At 72.9% G+C, this 18229-nt stretch carries 22 protein-coding genes and 1 pseudogene; 9 read left to right on the top strand and 14 right to left on the bottom strand.

Annotation, left to right across the window (positions count from 1 at the left end; genetic code table 11):
- Positions 1-37: 37 nt before the first annotated feature.
- From O7609_RS08970 to O7609_RS08955, 4 genes are all read right to left on the bottom strand, one after another.
- Complete coding sequence (locus tag O7609_RS08970; protein WP_269734414.1) at positions 38-463, bottom strand: DUF1801 domain-containing protein; 426 nt, start codon at positions 461-463, stop codon at positions 38-40.
- 93 nt (positions 464-556) lie between these two features.
- Positions 557-1213: a hypothetical protein gene (locus O7609_RS08965; protein ID WP_269743392.1), complete on the bottom strand. Its 657-nt coding sequence runs from the start codon at positions 1211-1213 to the stop codon at positions 557-559.
- Positions 1214-1445: 232 nt separating this feature from the next.
- Entirely contained in the window at positions 1446-1775 is a 330-nt protein-coding gene (locus O7609_RS08960) for a branched-chain amino acid transporter permease (RefSeq protein WP_269734412.1), read from the bottom strand.
- The gene (locus O7609_RS08955) at positions 1768-2520 is read right to left on the bottom strand and encodes an AzlC family ABC transporter permease (protein WP_269743391.1); all 753 of its coding nucleotides are present in this window, start codon (positions 2518-2520) and stop codon (positions 1768-1770) included. Before O7609_RS08955 ends, O7609_RS08960 begins: the two co-directional genes overlap by 8 nt.
- Before the next feature lie 62 nt (positions 2521-2582).
- On the opposite strand from O7609_RS08955, the gene O7609_RS08950 reads away from it, so the two are divergent.
- Positions 2583-3038 (top strand): Lrp/AsnC family transcriptional regulator, encoded by a 456-nt coding sequence (locus O7609_RS08950; protein WP_269734410.1) that lies wholly within the window; start codon positions 2583-2585, stop codon positions 3036-3038.
- 24 nt (positions 3039-3062) lie between these two features.
- On the opposite strand, the gene O7609_RS08945 is transcribed toward O7609_RS08950, so the two are convergent.
- The 5 genes and pseudogenes from O7609_RS08945 to O7609_RS08925 all read right to left on the bottom strand — a co-directional run bounded on the left by O7609_RS08945 (position 3063) and on the right by O7609_RS08925 (position 6254).
- On the bottom strand, positions 3063-3419 hold the full coding sequence (locus O7609_RS08945) for a DUF6087 family protein (RefSeq protein WP_269743390.1): 357 nt from the start codon (positions 3417-3419) through the stop codon (positions 3063-3065).
- 61 nt (positions 3420-3480) lie between these two features.
- Positions 3481-4290, bottom strand: a pseudogene (locus tag O7609_RS08940) (methyltransferase domain-containing protein); the annotation flags it as partial.
- Positions 4291-4341: 51 nt separating this feature from the next.
- Positions 4342-4725, bottom strand: a complete 384-nt coding sequence (locus tag O7609_RS08935; protein WP_269734407.1) for a hypothetical protein — start codon at positions 4723-4725, stop codon at positions 4342-4344.
- Positions 4722-5138, bottom strand: coding sequence for an ATP-binding protein (locus tag O7609_RS08930; protein ID WP_269743389.1), 417 nt, complete (start codon positions 5136-5138; stop codon positions 4722-4724). The genes O7609_RS08935 and O7609_RS08930 overlap by 4 nt, the downstream gene beginning before the upstream one ends.
- A 399-nt stretch (positions 5139-5537) precedes the next feature.
- On the bottom strand, positions 5538-6254 hold the full coding sequence (locus O7609_RS08925) for a GntR family transcriptional regulator (RefSeq protein ID WP_269734405.1): 717 nt from the start codon (positions 6252-6254) through the stop codon (positions 5538-5540).
- Between the two features lie 61 nt (positions 6255-6315).
- Between O7609_RS08925 and O7609_RS08920 the strand changes: the two genes are divergently transcribed.
- Positions 6316-7143 (top strand): class I SAM-dependent methyltransferase, encoded by an 828-nt coding sequence (locus O7609_RS08920; RefSeq protein ID WP_269734404.1) that lies wholly within the window; start codon positions 6316-6318, stop codon positions 7141-7143.
- Between the two features lie 297 nt (positions 7144-7440).
- On the opposite strand, the gene O7609_RS08915 is transcribed toward O7609_RS08920, so the two are convergent.
- Together O7609_RS08915 and O7609_RS08910 are read right to left on the bottom strand one after the other, a co-directional pair.
- On the bottom strand, positions 7441-7569 hold the full coding sequence (locus O7609_RS08915) for a hypothetical protein (RefSeq protein WP_269734403.1): 129 nt from the start codon (positions 7567-7569) through the stop codon (positions 7441-7443).
- Positions 7566-7799: an esterase/lipase family protein gene (locus O7609_RS08910; RefSeq protein ID WP_269737079.1), complete on the bottom strand. Its 234-nt coding sequence runs from the start codon at positions 7797-7799 to the stop codon at positions 7566-7568. The genes O7609_RS08915 and O7609_RS08910 overlap by 4 nt, the downstream gene beginning before the upstream one ends.
- Positions 7800-7996: 197 nt before the next feature.
- On the opposite strand from O7609_RS08910, the gene O7609_RS08905 reads away from it, so the two are divergent.
- The 3 genes from O7609_RS08905 (at position 7997) to O7609_RS08895 (ending at position 9781) form a co-directional block, all read left to right on the top strand.
- On the top strand, positions 7997-8245 hold the full coding sequence (locus O7609_RS08905; protein ID WP_269734402.1) for a hypothetical protein: 249 nt from the start codon (positions 7997-7999) through the stop codon (positions 8243-8245).
- Positions 8246-8473: 228 nt separating this feature from the next.
- Complete coding sequence (locus O7609_RS08900; protein WP_443072084.1) at positions 8474-9145, top strand: adenosylcobinamide amidohydrolase; 672 nt, start codon at positions 8474-8476, stop codon at positions 9143-9145.
- Positions 9146-9220: 75 nt separating this feature from the next.
- Positions 9221-9781 carry a DinB family protein gene (locus O7609_RS08895; protein WP_269734401.1) on the top strand — a complete coding sequence of 187 codons (561 nt, stop codon included), beginning with the start codon at positions 9221-9223 and terminating at the stop codon, positions 9779-9781.
- 83 nt (positions 9782-9864) lie between these two features.
- On the opposite strand, the gene O7609_RS08890 is transcribed toward O7609_RS08895, so the two are convergent.
- Positions 9865-10950 carry a citrate synthase 2 gene (locus O7609_RS08890; protein WP_269734400.1) on the bottom strand — a complete coding sequence of 362 codons (1086 nt, stop codon included), beginning with the start codon at positions 10948-10950 and terminating at the stop codon, positions 9865-9867.
- Between the two features lie 453 nt (positions 10951-11403).
- On the opposite strand from O7609_RS08890, the gene pdxH reads away from it, so the two are divergent.
- On the top strand, positions 11404-12027 hold the full coding sequence (gene pdxH / locus O7609_RS08885; RefSeq protein WP_269737077.1) for a pyridoxamine 5'-phosphate oxidase: 624 nt from the start codon (positions 11404-11406) through the stop codon (positions 12025-12027).
- 496 nt (positions 12028-12523) lie between these two features.
- On the top strand, positions 12524-13930 hold the full coding sequence (locus O7609_RS08880) for a PAS domain-containing protein (protein ID WP_269743388.1): 1407 nt from the start codon (positions 12524-12526) through the stop codon (positions 13928-13930).
- Positions 13931-13969: 39 nt separating this feature from the next.
- Here O7609_RS08880 and O7609_RS08875 read toward each other — a convergent pair whose 3' ends face one another.
- Positions 13970-14725, bottom strand: coding sequence for an SIS domain-containing protein (locus O7609_RS08875; RefSeq protein ID WP_269743387.1), 756 nt, complete (start codon positions 14723-14725; stop codon positions 13970-13972).
- A gap of 159 nt (positions 14726-14884) precedes the next feature.
- On the opposite strand from O7609_RS08875, the gene O7609_RS08870 reads away from it, so the two are divergent.
- Positions 14885-15580, top strand: a complete 696-nt coding sequence (locus O7609_RS08870) for a metal-dependent transcriptional regulator (protein WP_269734397.1) — start codon at positions 14885-14887, stop codon at positions 15578-15580.
- An 833-nt stretch (positions 15581-16413) separates the two neighbouring features.
- Positions 16414-17322 carry an alpha/beta fold hydrolase gene (locus tag O7609_RS08865; protein ID WP_269734396.1) on the top strand — a complete coding sequence of 303 codons (909 nt, stop codon included), beginning with the start codon at positions 16414-16416 and terminating at the stop codon, positions 17320-17322.
- A 96-nt stretch (positions 17323-17418) separates the two neighbouring features.
- Here the strand turns inward: O7609_RS08865 and O7609_RS08860 are convergent, their stop codons facing one another.
- Positions 17419-18135 (bottom strand): bifunctional DNA primase/polymerase, encoded by a 717-nt coding sequence (locus O7609_RS08860; RefSeq protein ID WP_443072083.1) that lies wholly within the window; start codon positions 18133-18135, stop codon positions 17419-17421.
- Positions 18136-18229: the final 94 nt, after the last annotated feature.

Raw genomic sequence — 18229 nt, 5'->3', positions numbered from 1 at the left:
GCGGGTAGGGCCGCATCGCCACGCCTGGCCGGTCGGCTCAGAACAGATCGTCGCCGGGAAGGGCGGCGGCCTGGCGGATCCAGCTCGTCAGCAGGCCCTCGTCGATGTCGCTGTCCTCGTGGATGTCCAGGTAACGCACGTGCTCGTGCCTGGACCTGCCAGCGGGCAGCGGGTCCAGAGAGGAGCCGTTGAGCCAGGTGACCTTCACATAGCGGGTGAAGCAGTGGAAGCTGAGGAACCATCCGTTGCCGTCTACACCGTAGAACGGTGAGTTCCACCGGACCGCCTTCCGCACGCCCGGCACGGTGCGGACGACGAGCTCGTCCAGACGGCGGCCGACCCCGCGCTTCCAGCCCGGCATCGCCTCGACATAGCTCCGCACGACCTCGTCCCCGTCACCCTTGGGGATCTGCGGATTGCCGCCCGACAGCAGTCGTGGCCTCTCCGATGGGTTGTCCGTCATGCGGCCCATGTTAGCGATTTCGACGGATTGGCCCTGTTTCGGAGAGAGGCACGGCGAGTTCGGCCAGACCGGGCGGAGTGGCGACGTCTCCTTCTACGCGCGGGGCGTTCCGTTCCAGCGCCAGCTGGTCAGGCGAGGCCGCCCGGGCAGTTCGGCGCGACCGGTGGCCCACAGCAGGGTTGGCCAGGGTTCCGTGTCCCGGGGCGCCTCGGGAAACAAGCGGGTGAGCACGCGCTCGCACAGCTCGGCCGGCGGCGTCCAGGCCAGTTCCAGCCCCTGCGCCAGGTCGTGGACGTGGGCGAGGGTCTCCACGACGCCCATCGCCGCGAATCCCTCGGGGTCGGACACGCCGAACACGTGGTACGCGCGGGTCTGCGGCGGTGCCGTGCGCACCATGGCGGCCAGCAGCGCGCCGCTCGCCTCCAGCGCCTGGAGCAGGCCGGCGGTTCCCGCCTCCCGGTTCACGCGAATCGTCGTCTCCGGGCCGCCTGGTCGTCGGCTCTCCCACGCGATGGGCACCTCGCTGTCCACGGGGGGTGTCCTCGGGCCCAGTTGCACGGCGTAGGCGAAGAGGTCGTCGCTGAGGTGCTCGACCGTCTCCCAGCAGTCCCACTCCAGCGAACCCGCCTTGCCGTCCCACGCGGTCGGGGCCACGTCGCGGAGGGCGGCTACGGCCAGTCGTACGACGAGGTCGACGTCGTCGGCGGTGACAGGGGTACTGGAGAGGCCGGGCTCGGCTGTTCGGGGCATGGCGGGACCGTACCGGCCCCTGACGCGCTCCCGCCATCGCTTTGTCACCGGCCGGGCCGGGGTCAGCTCGGCTTCGGGATGGGCCCGCCCCGCGTCCGGTGACGCCTCGCGTAGGACCAGGTCACCGCGGTCATCAGGGCGGGAAGACCTCGCGCAACACCCGGTCGCGTTCGCGTTCGGCGCGCGGTGCCCGCTCCCTTTCGAGGCCGTCCCGCGCCCGGTCGGAGACGGGTCAGGCGCCGAACAGCGTGCTCGCCAGGGTGACGTGCACGACCGTGCCGCCGAGGATGCTCAACAGGGCGTTGCGCCACCGCACGTGCAGCGCGACCGTCACGGCCAGGGCCGTCAGCGGGGCGAGGGCGCGGGCCTGCGCGACCTCGACGTCGTGCAGGCAGTAGACGACGAGGATCACCATGACCCCGGCGGGCATCCGGGTGCTGAGGTACTGGACGGTGCCGCTCGCCCGAAGCGGAGCGAGGGCCGCGAACGGCAGGGCGCGCAGGGCCCAGGTCACGGCTGCCGCGACGAGCACCGCCGCGACGGCGTATCCGGTGTCAGGCACGGCCGGCCTCCCGGCGGTGCGCGACGCGGCGGGCCAGCAGGGCGGCGGTGAACAACGCGAAGGCCACGAGCAGCAGTTGGTCCGGTGCGACCAGCCATGCGAGCAGCGCGCTCGACAGGGCCAGCAGCGGCGTCGGCAGGTCGCCCCGCCGTTCCCGCAGGGCGTCCAGGGCCAGCACGGTGAACAGCGCCGTCAGGGCGAACTCCAGGCCGACGACGCCGTCCGGGATGAGCGCCCCGAGCAGCGCGCCCGCCGTGGCGCCCCCGACCCAGTACAGGTGCAGGAACAGCTGCACGCACAGCACCCGCTTCCCCGACCACGCGCGCGCCCCCGCCGTGCCGGTGAGCGCGTAGGCCTCGTCCGTGAGCGCGAACGTGCTGTACGCCTTGCCCAGCCGCCCCCGCACCCGGTGCAGCGGGAACGAGAGGGCGTAGAAGACGTGCCGGACGTTCACCAGGAAGGCGGTGACGGCGACCGTCGTGAGCGGTGCGACGGCGCTGACCAGGCCGATGAGCAGGAACTCGAACGAGCCGCCGTAGATCAGCGCGGCCGACAGGCCCGCCCACCACCAGTCGAGCCCGGACTGCGTCACGAGCGCCCCGAAGGCCACCCCCAGCGGGATGAACCCGAGGCCGACGGCGGCGGACTCCTCGAACGCCCGCCGTGCCTCCGACCGTCCCCGGGACGCGGGTGCCGCAGGGCTGAGACCGGCCGGCGGGTCGACAACAGCGGTGCTTACTCCCATGCCGACACTTTAGAAAAAATCTCGGCTCATATGGTTACCGAAAATGCCTCTAGGGTGGCCATGTGAGCAAGGAAATCAGCATCGATGCCATCGACCGAGAAATTATCTTCCATCTCCGCCAGGACGGTCGGCTGACCAACGTCGAGCTGGCCAAGCGCGTCGGCCTCACGCCCCCGCCCTGCCTGCGCCGCGTCAAGCGGCTGGAGGAGAGCGGTGTGATCACCGGCTACCGCGCCGTCATCGACCCCGCCGCCCTGGGCCGCGGCCTGGAGGTCCTCATCGATGTCGAGATCTACGCGAACGACCGCAAGACGGTCGAGGAGTTCGAGGACACCGTCGCCGCCTACGAGGAGGTCATCGAGTTCCGCCGCATGTACGGCCGCCCCGACTACTTCATCCGCGTCACCGTCGCCGACCACGCCGCCTACGAGGCCTTCCTCACCGGCAAGCTCAGCGGCCTCCCCGCCGTCCTCCGCCTCGAATCCCACCTGCCCATGAAGACGATCAAGACCTACTGAGCCCTTCTCGTCCTCCGCCCCCGTTCAGCGCCCTCCCTCCGCTTCCCCGGGCCGGGGCTTGCGATGCCTTCCGCGTCCGGGCCGCAGCGGCCTCCCTCCCGGCTCCGGCCCGCGCTCCGACTGCCGCTCCGGCCCCCGCTCCGGCCGCCCCGAGGGCGCCTCCTGCGCCGGCGGATACAGGACGGCCTTCGCTTCGGCGAGGCTCGCCGCGAACAGATGCGGCTCCCACGCGTAGCCGTTCCACCGCTCGATGACGCGCGGCGCCTCGGGATCCACGTGCGCCCCCTGCGGGCCCTCCCCGGTGACAGCGTGCACGGCACGCAGGCGCCCGACGCGCCGGTCCCGGCGTTCCGCCCACTCCTCCAACGGCTCGTCGTCCACCACACCGCTCCTTCCGCCGACCGGATCGCCCAACCGACCAACGCGCCGCCCCGGCCGCCCGTCACGCGGCACGCGGCACCCGCCGCCCGGGGCGACCCAGCCAGGCGGTGTGGCGGCCGTCCGGCGTCACGGTCATGCCGAAATCCCCCGGCCCGGGCCCGCCCGCCTCCCTCCACCAGCGGTGGGCGGACTCCACCTCCCGCCACAGGCGCCGGGAGCCGTGCTCCCAGACCGTGAACGCGCTCCCGGCCGGGCCCGCGGCCGCGCCCGCGTCGTCGACCGCGGCCCAGGACGTCGCGTCCGTCGTCGCCACCCACAGGCGGGAGCGCACCCCCGGCACGCCGGGGTCGTGCTGCCAGACGCACCACACGTCCGGCAGCTGGAGCCCGACGGCGAACCGCGCCGCCCAGTGCTCCCCCGTCACGCTCCACTGCGCCAGGCGCGTGGCGGACTCCTCCGGGACGTGCCCGTCGCGGACGACGTCGCGGAAGATCCGCAGATCGGTCCGCTGCCCCCGCATCAGCATGAACGCCGCGTGCGGGTGGAAGCGTCCGTCGGCCGAACCGTCGCCTCGTACGGTGAGCCGCAGCAGCCCGAAGCAGAGCCACGGCGACTCCCAGGGCGTCAGGACGACCCCGCCGGGGGCCACCGCCGACAGCCAGCGTTCCGGCACGCGCCGCACCGCGCACGTGGCCAGCAGCCGGTCCACACCGTCCGTCACCACAACGGAGCCGTCCCCCGTGACGACCCGTGGCTCCACGCCGACCGAGGCCAGGGCGCCCCTCGCCCGCGCGGCCAGCCCTTCGTCCACCTCCACCGACGTGACCAGCGACGAGCCCAGCCGGTGAGCCAGCAGCCCCGCGTTCCACCCGTCCCCGGGTCCCTGCCTCCCGCATGCCGGCCCTCGCCGCCACTGCCGCCCTTACCCGTTCCCCATGCCATGACGTGTCCCTTCTCGTCGTGTCGTGCCGTGCCGTGTCGCGTCGTTCTCGCGTGCGGCGACCGGAACCGGCCGCAGCGTCAACTCCCAGGCACAGTCCCGGCCGACGTGGTGTCGGAACAGCGGCTCGCCGCGCTCCAGCCGGTGCCGCGTCTCCTGCCGCACCGCCTCACCGCTCCAGGCCCGGAAGGCCTCGGCGTCGTCGCCCGTGCCCAGCGTCTCCGCGACGCACAGGGCACGCTCGCGCGCCCAGCCCTGCACCTCGTCGGGGCGCAGGGCGAACGCGTCGCCCAGGTGGTACATCCGCGCCTCCGGCCCGCTCTGGTAGGCGACCAGCTCCGCCCGGTACGCCCACACCCTCCTCACGCCCGGCCTCCGTCCAGCGGGCACCGGAACCACACCGCCTTGCCGCCCCCGGCCCGGGCGTGCCCGAACCCGGTGACCATCTCCCGCAGCAGCCACAGCCCCCGGCCGCGTTCGGTGTCCCAGTCCGGCTCCGAGACGACGGGCGGTTCCGCCGACCGGTCGACGACCCGCACGCACACGTCGTCGGCGACCCGCTCGACCTCCAACCGGCACCGCGTGTCCGGCACGTGCCGCACCACGTTGCTCAGCAGCTCCGACACCCCCAGCCGGGCCACCGCCACGGCCTCCACGTCACCCCCCAACGCCCGCACGGCCTCTGCCACCTCACGCCGCCGCCGCGCGATCCCCCGCGCCGACGCCGTGAACTCCCAGGCCCACGCGTCCCCGAGGACGCCCCGCCGCGCAGGCGCCACACCGGCCCCGATCCCCCTCACCGGCCACTCCTCCGCCCCTCGGCGCCCCGCCCACCGGGGCACCCGGCGGCCCGGTGACGCCGCAGCAGCACCCGGCAGTCCGCCGCCCGCGAGTGATCACCGCGCCGCCTCGCCTCCTCCTCCCCCCGCCGCCACCGCACACACTCCACACACCCGCTCATGGCTCTCTCCTTCGCTTTTCTGGGCTTCGGGGTCGAAGCACCGATCGCATGCCTGTACTCGACGACAGCTCAGCCGCGCAGTGGCTGCCGGAAGGGCGATCTCCTCAGTAGGCATACTGGACCGGTGGACCGGTCCAGTCAACCCGTACGGTCACGCCTGGTTGACGGAATGTCATGTCGAGGATTGCGAGAGAAGTGCTTGGTGAAGCATCTGCGACTACATGGCGTAGGTGTCCACTCGCTCATACATCGAACCGGGAGTGACGCCTTCTTCGCAGACCAGCGGGCGTCCTGCCTGGTCGTACGCCGTGTGCAGAACGACGACTACGGCGGTTCTCTCCGTTAGGCCCAACTGGTCCGCTTCCACGTCCGTGGCCATGCGCACGGCCGTGACATCAACTCCTTCAACAGGGAATCGGCCAGTCTGACGGCGGACGTAGCGCGTTGTGCCCTCCGCGATCGGGGCTGACTGTGCCAGTCGCGGTGATGTTTCTGCTACATCGGGCGGGAACCAGGCGACGACATAGCTGTGCTGGCCGCCGTCTGGTAGCTGCAAAAGACGTGCACGACGCAACGCCTGAGCTCCGGCGTCCAACCTCAGCGTCTCAGCGATATGTGGCGGAGGGGTTGTCCACTCAGGCACTCCCACGCGCAGGAAAGGCATGCTGCCGGTGACGCGCGTTGTTCCTGCGTGACGTCCTCCGGCCGGCCTGGCGACAGGAGTTTCCGTGACTACGAACCCCGTGCCCTGGCGGGCCTCCACCACGCCGTCGGCACGGAGAACGTCCATGGCCTTGATGGCCGTAGCGCGGGAGACGGACCACCGTTCTGCAAGATCACGACCGGACGGAAGAAGTTCTCCGGGCCCGAACTCTCCCGCGGCAATCCGAGAGCGTAGATGTTCGGCGATTTCCTCGTACTTGAGCAGTGCCATGGCTCCCCGCGCTCGATCACTGTCGCTGGACTGGTCCACCGGTGCGCAGGATACTTCGACCATGTCGAAGCCACCGTTCGCGCCTGAGGTCGAGCACTTCTACTCCAACGTCGTCGACGAGAACGCCCGGCTCAGTGCGTCGGCGGATGGCCGCCTCGAACTGCTCCGTACGCAGGAGCTCCTGCGCCGGTTCCTTCCGGCAGCGCCCGCCAGGGTCTTGGACATTGGCGGCGGCACCGGGGTGCATGCACGATGGTTGATCGCCGATGGCTATGAGGTCGACCTCATCGATCCCGTGCCCCGGCACGTGGAACAGGCGGCAGAGCTGTGTTCTGCCTCACTCGGCGACGCGCGGGACCTCGTCGCCCCGGACGCCACGTACGACGTGGTCCAGGTGCTCGGCCCTTTGTACCACTTGCCCGATGCCAAGGACCGGCAGTCGGCGCTGTCCGAGGCGGCTCGTGTGGTGAAGCCCGGCGGGCTTGTGGCCGCAGCGGCGATCAACCGATACGCGTCACTGTTCGAGCATGTCACCTATGCGCATCTGCATACCGAGCGTCTGCAGGATTCGATTGCGGGCATCCTTCGCACGGCCGTGTACGACGGGCAACGCGGTTTCACTCTGGCGTACTTCCACCGTGCGGAAGAGCTTGCGGAAGAACTCCGGGGCGCCGGGCTCGTGGACGTGCACGTCTACGGCATCGAGGGCCCGGCATGGTCCGCTCTCAAGGCAGTAGAGCAGCAGTCGGGGAGACCGCCCTCCGACGACTTGTTCAACTCGGTTCTGACGGCCGCGCGATTGGCGGAGCCCTATCCCGAGCTGCTGGCAGCGAGCTCCCATCTCCTGGCGGTGGGAAGGGCACCTGAAGGGACCGACCTGCTGGACTGAGAGACTGGGCAGGAGCCGGGATGTGGAGCAGGTAGTCGTCGTGGAGGCGTGCACACACCGAGAGCCGGCGGTTCATCCGGCTCACTCCTGGCGCGCGAAGGGCAGCGCGGGGTTCGACTCCCCTCAGACAGTGCAGCCCAGCAACGCGTACAGGTCACCGTGCACAGCGCACAGCACATCACCGCGTGCAGATCCATGGCGACGAGGGCGGGTTCGGGGATTCCACGTCGTGCGGGAGCAGAGCCGGGTCGGAGGGGCCACCGTGGGGGCGTGGCCTCCTCCGACCGGGGGTGCGGGTCAGCGGTTGACCATGTCCCAGGTCTCCGCGTACACCGTCGCGTCGGTGAGCAGGTCCGAGTGGCTGAGGCAGGACGTCCTGGTGTTGTCGGCGCCGGACAGCGACACGGAGCTGTCGGGGCTGATCACGGCGTCACAGGGGGACCACCAGGTCGCGTAGCGGGAGGTTCCGGGGGTCTCGTCGCCCGAGTTGAGGGCGGTGAGGAAGTCGGAGCCCCCCGCATCTCTAAGCAGGACGTGTTGAAGCAGGCCTCGGCCATGTCGGTGCCGTGGTTCGGGCCACCGAGTGAGGCCCAGGAGTCGACCTTGGAGGTCCCGCCGAGGTTCTTGAGGTAGTAGCGCGACGAGAGCCCGCCCATGGAGTGGGTGACGATGTCGACCTGAGCGGCTCCCGTCGCGGCGAGCAGACGGTCCACCTCGGCGGACAGCTCCTCGGCGGTGGTGCGGTTGGACTGCCACGAGTTGTAGGACCACTGGTGCAGGCGGGAAGCCGGCCAGCCGTCGGCCTGAAGCGGTCGGCCGTGGCGTCCCAGTTGCCGCCGCTGCCGTTGTAGCCGTGGACGAAGAGGACGGGTCGCCGGAGGTGAAGCGGGCGGAACCCGTCCGTAACGAGGGGCGGGTCTTCGATCCGGCGCGGCTGGTGGAGGACCCGTGGATCGGGGACCACGTGTTCGCGGTCGGGGAGGGCCGAACGGACACCGGCAGTCAGCTGGCGGTGCCGACGACGCTGTACCTGGCTCTCGCGCTCCCCGCCGGGCTGGGCTTCCTCGTCCCGTTGGCGCGGCGGCTTCGGGCCCGGACCTGACGCCCCGGAACCGCGACGTCGTACCGGGCTTCGTCCGCGGCCTGGGCGGGGTGCCACCACGGCACCGCGACGTGCCGTGGACGCGGGCGGCGAGCCACCGTGGTCGGCCGCCGGTCGACGTGCGGCGCTGGTTCGGCTCCGGTCTCGGGCGTTCGGGAAGCGGGGCGGTTCACCGAGGAGGCCGTGTGTAGGATCACCGGGTTCTCGTACCAAGAGGTGTTCTGCCCCGTGACCGTCGTACCGCCGTCCCGCCCCCCGAGCGTGGTGCCGCTTCAGTCGCTGGCCCGTGCGGAGGACGGCGAGCGGCTGCACGCGCTGCTGTGGCGTGCCGGGCCTGGCTGGCGGATGATCAGCAGTGCCGTGCTGGGCGGCGGTATCGGAGAGCGGGCCTGGGTACTGAACGCCCAGGTCTCCCACGGCTACCGCCGCACCGACCCGGACCAGCACCTGGCGGACCTCGCTCGTGACGCCGGTGCCCACGGACCTGGGGTCGGCCTCATGACCGCCGCCGACGTCCGGGCCCATGCCCGCGCGTGTGACAGCGGCGTGGAGGCGGTCGCCACGGCAGGGCTCGGGGTACGCGGCTGGGCCGCCACCCCCGCGCCGGGTACGGACCGGGCGGCGGCGCCGGGCACGATCAACGTCATCGTCGCCCTGCCGGTGGCGTTGACCGACGCGGCACTGGTCAACGCGGTCGCCACCGCCACCGAGGCCAAGGTGCAGGCACTGCTGGACGTCGGCCTCGACTGCTCCGGCACGCCCACCGACGCCGTCTGCATCGCCGCGTACACCCCGCGCCGGGGCGAGGATCCGCACGCGTTCGCCGGACCCCGCTCCCTGTGGGGAGCTCGTCTGGCCCGGGCCGTTCATGCGGCCGTCCGCACCGCGGCCACAGCCTGACCGGTGCGCGGAGCAGGCGGCCTCACCGGGTTATCCGTTTGCGCTCGGGGCCGTCGGGCCAGCAGTGTGCGCGGAATGAACGACGTACCCGAGCGGTGGACCCAGGCGAACATCTATCCCGACATGTGGGCGGACCCGGGCGAAGATCCGCGCGAGAGCGAGGGAACCACTCAGGACGGTGAGCTGGCGACAGTGCAGGACTTCCTGACGAACTATCGCCTCACCCTGCGGATGAAGTGTGAGGGGCTGGACGCGGAGCAACTGGCGCGCAGGTCGGTTCCGCCGTCGACCATGTCGCTGCTGGGCCTGGTCCGGCATCTGGCCGAGGTCGAGCGGGACTGGCGCAACTGGGTGGTGCCGGAGAACCCGGCGCCGAAGCTGTACGGAGTGCGGGACGCGGACTTCGACGGAGCCGTGGCCGATCAGGCGTTGGTCGAGGGGGCGTTCGCCGATCTGGAGCGGGAGCAGGCGGCAACGGACGCGGTGCTGGCCGAGTACGCGGACCTGGGCGCTCGGGTGGGGAAGGACGGTACGTCGATCCGGGAGCTGTGGGTGCACCGCGTCGAGGAGTACGCACGCCACTGCGGGCACGCCGACCTCCTGCGGGAGCGCGTCGACGGCCGCGTGGGCCAGTAGGGACAGCCCGTAACGCCGGGCCGTGGGGAGGAGCGGGGCTCCTCCCCACGGCCCGGGGCGCGAGCGCCCGGGCCCGGGGAGGGTCAGAAGCCGGGGATCTCCTCGACGCCGCGGCGGCCGGGGCCGGTGTAGCGGGCCGAGGGGCGCACGAGGCGGCCGGTGCGCTTCTGCTCCAGGATGTGCGCGGACCAGCCGGCGGTGCGGGCGCAGGTGAACATCGAGGTGAACATGTGCGCGGGGACCTCGGCGAAGTCCAGGACGATCGCGGCCCAGAACTCGACGTTGGTCGCGAGGACGCGGTCGGGGCGGCGGGCCTTGAGCTCGGCCAGGGCGGCGTTCTCCAGGGCCTCGGCGACCTCGAAGCGGGGGGCGCCGAGCTCCTTGGCGGTGCGGCGCAGGACGCGGGCGCGGGGGTCCTCGGCGCGGTAGACGCGGTGGCCGAAGCCCATGAGGCGCTCGCCCTTGTCGAGCTGCCGCTTGACGTAGGCGGTGGCGTCGCCGGTGCGCTCGATCTCCTCGATCATGCCGAGGACGCGCGAGGGGGCGCCGCCGTGGAGGGGGCCGGACATGGCGCCGACGGCCCCGGAGAGGGCGGCGGCGACATCGGCGCCGGTGGAGGCGATGACGCGGGCGGTGAAGGTGGAGGCGTTCATGCCGTGCTCGGCGGCGGACGTCCAGTAGGCGTCGACGGCGGCGACGTGCTTGGGGTCGGGCTCGCCGCGCCAGCGGCGCATGAACCGCTCGACGACGGTGTCGGCCTTGTCGATCTCGCGCTGCGGCACCATGGGCAGGCCCTGGCCGCGGGCGGACTGGGCGACGTAGGAGAGCGCCATGACGGCGGCGCGGGCGAGGTCCTCGCGGGCCTGTTCGGCGTCGATGTCCAGCAGCGGTTTCAGGCCCCACACCGGGGCGAGCATGGCCAGGGCGGACTGGACGTCGACCCGGATGTCGCCGGAGTGCACGGGGATGGGGAAGGGCTCGGCCGGAGGCAGGCCGGGGGCGAAGCTGCCGTCCACCAGCAGGCCCCAGACCTTGCCGAAGGACACGTTCCCCACCAGGTCTTCGATGTCGACCCCGCGGTAGCGGAGAGCGCCGCCCTCCTTGTCGGGTTCGGCGATCTCCGTTTCGAACGCGACGACTCCTTCGAGCCCAGGAACGAAATCGGACATCAGGCGGCTCCTCGCGATGGGTCGGGACGGCTGGGTCGCCCACTGTCCCGTGGGGCGGCGGTCCGTCGCCGAGATCAGGATGGTGCGCGGGCGGGTGGTCCCCCCCGCCTCGGGCGCGATCGATCACCATAGCCGCGCTTTATGCACGCGACACCTTCACAGTCGGGGATTTCCGCCGGTTCGTCACCTCCGGGACACGCGTGAGAAGTGGCACACAGCGCGATCGGGTTCCCCCAGGTGTACGAACGCCGAAGAGGGGGAACACTCGTCCACCACCGGCGGGTGCTGCTGCAAGATGGAGGCGTGACTGACGCCCAGGATCACCCGCACAGCACCGACCCGTCCATCGAGGCCGCCTTCGCCGCGCAGGCCGCCGCGAGTGCGGCCGAGGCCGCGGCGAACGCCGCCGAGGCCGCCGCCTCCCGGGCTCGCCGCGCACTGGACCCGGCCGTCATGCGCGCCCACTACCGGCAGGCGGGGCTGGCGGAGGGGGACCTGGCCGAGGACCCGGTGGAGCAGTTCGACCGCTGGTTCCACGCGGCCGAGGAGGCCGGGCTGCATGAGCCGAACGCGATGATCCTCTCCACCACGGACGCCGAGGGCCGGCCCAGCTCGCGCACGGTGCTGCTCAAGGGGTATGACGCGCAGGGCTTCGTCTTCTACACGAACTACGGCTCGCGCAAGGGCCGGGAGATCGCGGGAAACCCGCGGGTGTCGCTGCTCTTCCCATGGCACGGCGTCGCCCGTCAGGTGATCATCGAGGGGCGGGCGGAGCGGACGGGACGGGCGGAGACGGCGGCGTACTTCCGGACGCGCCCGCACGGCTCCCAGCTGGGCGCCTGGGCCAGCGAACAGTCCTCGACGCTCGCCACCCGGGAGGAGCTGGACGCCCTCTACGCGGGGCTGGCCGCACGCTATCCGGAGGGTGAGGACGTTCCGGTGCCGCCGCAGTGGGGCGGCTTCCGCGTCGTCCCGGAGACGGTGGAGTTCTGGCAGGGCCGGGAGAACCGGCTGCACGACCGGCTCAGGTACCGGCGGGCGGGGGAGGGCTGGGCGGTCGACCGCCTGTGCCCCTGACGGCCCCGCGGAGACCCGGCCCGGGGCCAGAGAGGCCCCGGGCCTGCCGAGCCCCGTGTCTTCGGCACGGGCCTCCCGGGCACGGGAACGGCCCGCGGGTCTTCCCCTCCGCGGCGGCGGAGAGGGAGCCGGTCGGACGAACCGGCGACCCGCGGGCCGGGTGACTGCGTGGATATGAGCCGGTCAGACCGGCCTTCGCTGAGCGACGACTGGCCTGGTCAGGCCGCAGTCACCTCACGCGTCCGGTGGTCGTACATGCTCCGGATCACCTCCTCTCTCGTGTCCTCGCACGCTAACTCCGCCCCCGGAGGCGGGGCAACGAAATTTCGGGGCCGCAACGATTTCGCCGAAGCTCCTGTGCGTTGCGTCACGCTGGAGTTGAATAGGCGTGCATGCACCGTGCACGTAAACGTACGGATCGCGTGCGTACGCGCACACACCGCTTCGACGCAGCAGAGAGCGGCACGGTCACGAGCCCGGCCGCCCGGGGGTGCAGATGTCCGCTCAACCCGATACCCACTCCGAAGCCACGGCCGACGGCGGTGAGGGCGACCCCCAGACCGCGCACCGTCCCGGTGGTGAGTCGCTGCTGGCGGCGCTGCTGGACGGCATGGACGCCGCGCTCTTCGCCCTGGACGCGGACGGCGTCGTCACCCACTGGAACCGCGAGGCGGAGCGCATGCTCGGCTGGAGCCCACGGGAGGCCGTCGGGCGCCGGGGGCTGGCGGGCTGGGCCGTGCGCCCGGCGGACGCCGAGGACGTGCAGAGCCGGCTGCTGGGCGCGATGACCGGGCCGGGGCGTCAGGTGCACGAGTTCGCGCTCGTGACGAAGGACGGCGGGCGGGTGCTGGTGCGCACGCAGTCCTCGGTGGTGCGGGACGCAGCCGGGGAGTCGGCCGGGGTGTACTGCGCGTTCAGCGAGGTGCACACCCAGATCGATCTGGAGCGTTCGATCGCGCTCAGCGAGGCGCTGTTCGAGGACGCCTCCTGGGGCGTCGTGCTGATCGACGCGGACCTGCGCCCCGCTGTCGTCAACCGGCACGCGGCCCGGGCCCTCGGGGTGCGGCGGTCGACGCTGCTGGGGCGCCCGCTGGGCGATGTGATCAGCAACGGTCTGGAGGAGCTGGAGAGTGCGCTGCAGCACGTGCTGGCCGAGGGCACGCCGCCCGCCCCGGCCGACCTGTGGGTGACGCTGCGGCCCAGCGGGGACGGCCCGGTGGACCCGCCGCTGCGGCGGTGCTGGCGCAGCGGGTTCCTGCGCCTGTCCTCACCGATGGCCGAGGAGCCGGTGCCGCTGGGGGTGGCCTGGGTCTTCCACGACGTCACGGACGCGAAGCTGACCGAGCAGCAGGCGGCCCGGCTGCGGTTCCGGGACAGCCAGCTGCACCGGGCGGCGCGGGCGGCGGCCGAGTGCGACGACCCGATGGAGGCCGCCGCCGCCCATCTGGACTTCGCGCTCGCCGGGTTCGCGGACCACGCGCTGCTGGACCTGGCCGCGGGGGCCCGGCTGGTGCGGGCCGGGCACGCGCCGGGGGGCTCGGCCTGGCACCCGGCGCCGGAGAGCGGGCTGCCGGTGCCGTACATGGTGAACCATCCGGCGTTGCAGGCGTTCGAGCACGGCGGACCGGTGCGCGCGGGGGCGGGCGGGAGCACGTCCCCGGAGTGGGCGGCGGCGCGCTCCTGGCCGGAGGGGACGGCGTACGGGTTGTGCGCGGCGCTGCGCAGCCGGGGCCGCACGCTGGGCGTCGTGACGTTCCTGCGGGGCCCGGTGCGGCGGAACTTCGACCGGGCGGACACCGTGTACGCCCAGGACGTCGCGGTGCGGATCGCCGCCGCCGTGGACCTGGCGCAGGCGGTGCGCGGCGAGCGCCGTCGCGGAGTGCCGCCCGCGACGGGCCGGTAGCCCCCCGGGGCGGCTCCGAGAGCCCGTGCGGGGCGGCGCTCAGCGGCGGTAGAAGATCCGGTCCGCGTACTCGGTCATGACGCGCTCGTTCCAGGCGTGCCCACCGTCGACGTTGCCGGAGCGCAGGAGCGGCGGGGTGAGCCCGCGGTCGGCCAGGACGCCGGCGGCGGTCGCGACGGCGGCCTGGATGAGGGCGCAGGAGACGACGGTGGAGGCGGGGGCGAAGGGCGCCGGGACGTCGGGGTGGGTGAGGGTCGCGTCGCCCACCGGGACGCGGTTGTCGAGGACGACGTCGCAGTGGTCCTTGAGGAAGGTGCCGGAGGCGTTCCGGGGGGTCGTCTCGCAGGCGTAGGCCGTCGAGGTCAGCCCGATGACGCCGAGCCCGAGGGAGCGGGCGTGCCGGGCCATCTCGACGGGCAGCGGGTTGCGCCCGGAGAGCGAGACGACGACGAGGACGTCCCCGGCGCGGGCGGGTGAGGCGTCCAGGGCGGCGGTGGCCAGCCCGTCCACGCGCTCCAGGGCGCTGCCCAGCGGCGCGGGGTGGACGTCGACGCCGACGAGCCCGGGCACGGCCAGCAGGTTGACCACCGCGAGCCCGCCGGCCCGGTAGACCACGTCCTGGGCGACGAGGGCGGAGTGGCCGGCGCCGAACGCGAAGAGCCGTCGGCCCTCGGCCACGGCGTCGGCCAGCAGCGTGCCCGCCGCCGTGATCGACTCCGCTTCCCCCTCCCTGACCTGCTCCAGCAGGCCGATCGCGCCGTCGAGGAACCGTTCCGCAAGATCGCTCGCGCTCATGGCGCTCACGCTAGAGGAAGAGGAGTGGTCTGGACCAGAGGGCGTACGCGGTGGCCCTGGGTAAAGCCCGGGTCAACCCGGCGTGCGACGGTTGTCCTCGGGATGGGTCAGAATTGGGTGCAGGGCCACCGCACAGCTGACGAGGGGCACGTACACCAGATGTCAGGACTCATCGACACCACCGAGATGTATCTCCGCACCATTTTGGAGCTGGAGGAAGAGGGCGTCGTGCCCATGCGTGCCCGCATCGCCGAGCGCCTGGACCAGAGCGGGCCGACGGTCAGCCAGACCGTGGCCCGGATGGAGCGCGACGGGCTGCTGACCGTCGCGGGGGACCGCCACCTGGAGCTGACGGCCGACGGGCGCAGGCTCGCGACCCGGGTCATGCGCAAGCACCGGCTGGCCGAGTGCCTGCTGGTGGACGTCATCGGCCTGGAGTGGGAGCAGGTGCACGCCGAGGCCTGCCGCTGGGAGCACGTGATGAGCGAGGCCGTGGAGCGGCGGGTGCTGGAGCTGCTGCGCCATCCCACCGAGTCCCCGTACGGGAACCCGATCCCGGGCCTGGACGAGCTGGGGGACGCGGGCGACGGCGAGCCGTTCCTGGCCGACGCGATGGTGAGCCTGGCCGACCTGGCGCCGGGGCCGGACGGCAAGACGGTCGTCGTCCGCCGCATCGGCGAACCCATCCAGAAGGACGCCCAGTTGATGTACACCCTGCGCCGCGCCGGGGTGCAGCCCGGCTCCGTGGTGACGGTGACGCCGGGCCCGGGCGGTGGCATCCACGTGGGCAGCGGCGGCGAGGCGGCCGAGCTGCAGCAGGAGATCGCGGCGCACGTCTTCGTCGCCAAGCGCTGAGGCCTGACGGCCGGTCGGGCCGAACGCGCTGCTCGGGACGGTCGAGATGCCCGCAGCCATCGGGATGCCGGGACGGTCGAGATGCCCGCAGCCGTCGGGACGCTGCGGTCGTCGGGATTGCCGGGGCGAGACCGTCGGGGCCGTGGCCGGACGCTCGCCGTCGTGGTCGCGCCGTCGCGGCCGGGCGGTTCCGGCCGCTGCGAGCCTCCGGTGGCGGCTCCCCGCACGGTTGCCGACGCGGCGTCGACAAGGGGTTCTCGTCCTCGAGTTGACCGGAATGCATCCGACCGGGTGCGGGGCGTGACACCCTGGGCTGACGCTGTCGCGTCGAAGGGGGTAGCCGCCGTGCGGGATCGGCTCATCGCGAGAGCCCCGGTGGCATGTGCGACCGGGGCCCCGCTTTCCCGTGCCCCCCTGGGTGGTGCGGCCCGGATCCCCGAGCGTTCCGGGCCGCCCTCCGCGGGCGCCCGATACCTCCCGCTTCTGTGCGGCGCCCGCCTCCCGGTACGACTCTCCCCGGCGGACAGAACGTCAACCGTGATCGGCTGTCACTCGATTGAGGGAAGTTGCGCTGGAACTCCGCGTGTTCGAATAGTCGTTCGATACCGTGGAGGTGGATCGGCCGACGGTCTTCGGTGGCGGGGATCAGCCGGTCGCGGCCGGGCGGGGCCAGGGCGGCACCACGTCGGCCGCCCGGCCGCCGCGGGTGCACAGGGGCGGCGGCCTGCGGGGCGGCCTGCGGTCCGGTCCGCGACGCGACGCGGCGTCACGGCAGGCGGCACACGACACAGAGCGGATTTCCAGCCAGTTTCCGGATGTGGGGGTCGGGTCACATGGTGCGACGCATCGACGTCACCGGTACGGGCGGGCTCAGACTCGCGGCCTGGGAGTTCGCCGACGGGCCCAAGCCCCCGCCCGTCGGCCCGGACGCACATCCGGCCCCGGCGTCCGGAGCCGTCCCGCCCGGAGCCGCGCCACCGCCCGGGGTGTTGCTGCTCCACGGGCTGATGGGCCGCGCCTCGCACTGGGCGGCCACCGCCCGCTGGCTCTCCGGCCGTTACCGCGCCGTCGGGCTCGACCAGCGCGGCCACGGCCGCAGCGACAAGCCCGCCGACGGCCCGTACGACCGGGACGCGTACGTGGCCGACGCGGCCGCCGCCATCGAGCAGCTGGGCCTCGGCCCCGTCGCGGTCGTCGGGCACGCGATGGGCGCCCTCACCGGGTGGCAGCTGGCCGCCCGCCGCCCCGACCTCGTCCGCGCCCTCGTCGTCTGCGACATGCGGGCGTCCGCCCTCGGCGAACGGTCGCAGCGCGAGTGGGAGTCCTGGTACCGCTCGTGGCCGCTGCCCTTCGCCACCCTCGCGGACGTCCGCGCGTGGTTCAGCGAGGGCGACCCGACGCAGGAGCGGGCGAGCCGCTCCCGTGGCGAGTTCTACGCCGAGGTCATGGCCGAGCGGGCCGACGGATGGCGGCCCGTCTTCTCCCGCCGCCAGATGCTCCTGGCCCGCGAGGCGTGGGTGCTCGACGCGCACTGGGAGGAGCTGGCGCAGGTGCGCTGCCCGGCCCTCGTCGTGCGCGGCATCGACGGCGAACTGGGGCGCGCGGAGGCGCAGGAGATGGTGCGCGTGCTGCCCAACGGCCAGTACGCCGAGGTCGCCGACGCCGGCCACCTCGTCCACTACGACCAGCCCGAGGCCTGGCGCGCCGCCGTCGAGCCGTTCCTCGCCTCGGCTCTCTCCTGAGGCAGCCGCCGGAGGGCCGGAGCGCACCCCGCACAGGGGACACCGGACGCGCCGTCAGGCGGGTCGGCAGCGTGGCGCGTCAGGCGGTGCAAGCCCTCAGCGCCGGCGGGCCGCGGCGGCCTCCTGGCCGCAGCAGTACGCCAACTGCGGGAGCAACTCGTCGGCGTCGGGCAGCCAGCGGTTGACGGGCGTCGGACGCCGCACCCACTGGACCGAGCCGCGCACCCCGATCCGGGTGGGCGGGGCGGCCACCCAGGAACCGACGGAGTGCGTCGTCAGGTCGAGCGCGCCGGGCGACCAGCCGAGCCCCCGGATGAGGTCGGGGGCCTTCGCCGCCGCGCCCGGCAGCACGAAGAACACCATCCGGCCCTGCGGGGTGCACGTGACCGGGCCGAGCGGGACGTCCATCCGCTCCATGCGGGCCAGCGCCAGGCACCCGGCGACCTCCGGCACGTCGACCGCGTCGAACGTCCGCCCCGTGGGCAGCAGCACCGACGCGAACGGCGAGCGCTCCCACAGCCGTCGGGCCGCGGTGCCGCTCCCGGTGGCGTGCGCGGCCCAGCCCGGCTCCCGGGGGTGTGCGCCAGGGGAGGGACAGTCCGGGACGCCGCACGTACAGCGCGGCACCCCGTCGACGATCTCCAGCCAGGTGCCCGGCAGGACGTCCCAGTGCCGCTCCCCGGCGTAGCGAACCGCGTGGTCGAGTAGCGTGCCGCCGCTCGACGGCGCCGACTGTCGGGGGACCTGCCGGGACGGCTGCGGGGTCTTCTCACCCGCCGAGGGCACTGCGATCGTCTCTTCCACGCAGATCACAACTCCACCGTCCGGCAACGGTTACGGTTCGTCGTCCGCTTGCCGCCGGCGCATCGTCACAGCACCCCGCCCGGTCGGAGCACGCGGCGGTACC

The organism is Streptomyces sp. WMMC1477, assembly GCF_027460245.1.
Lineage (GTDB): Bacteria > Actinomycetota > Actinomycetes > Streptomycetales > Streptomycetaceae > Streptomyces.
Note: the sequence above shows the minus strand (reverse complement) of the source record. Positions and strands in the feature narration are given on the sequence as shown.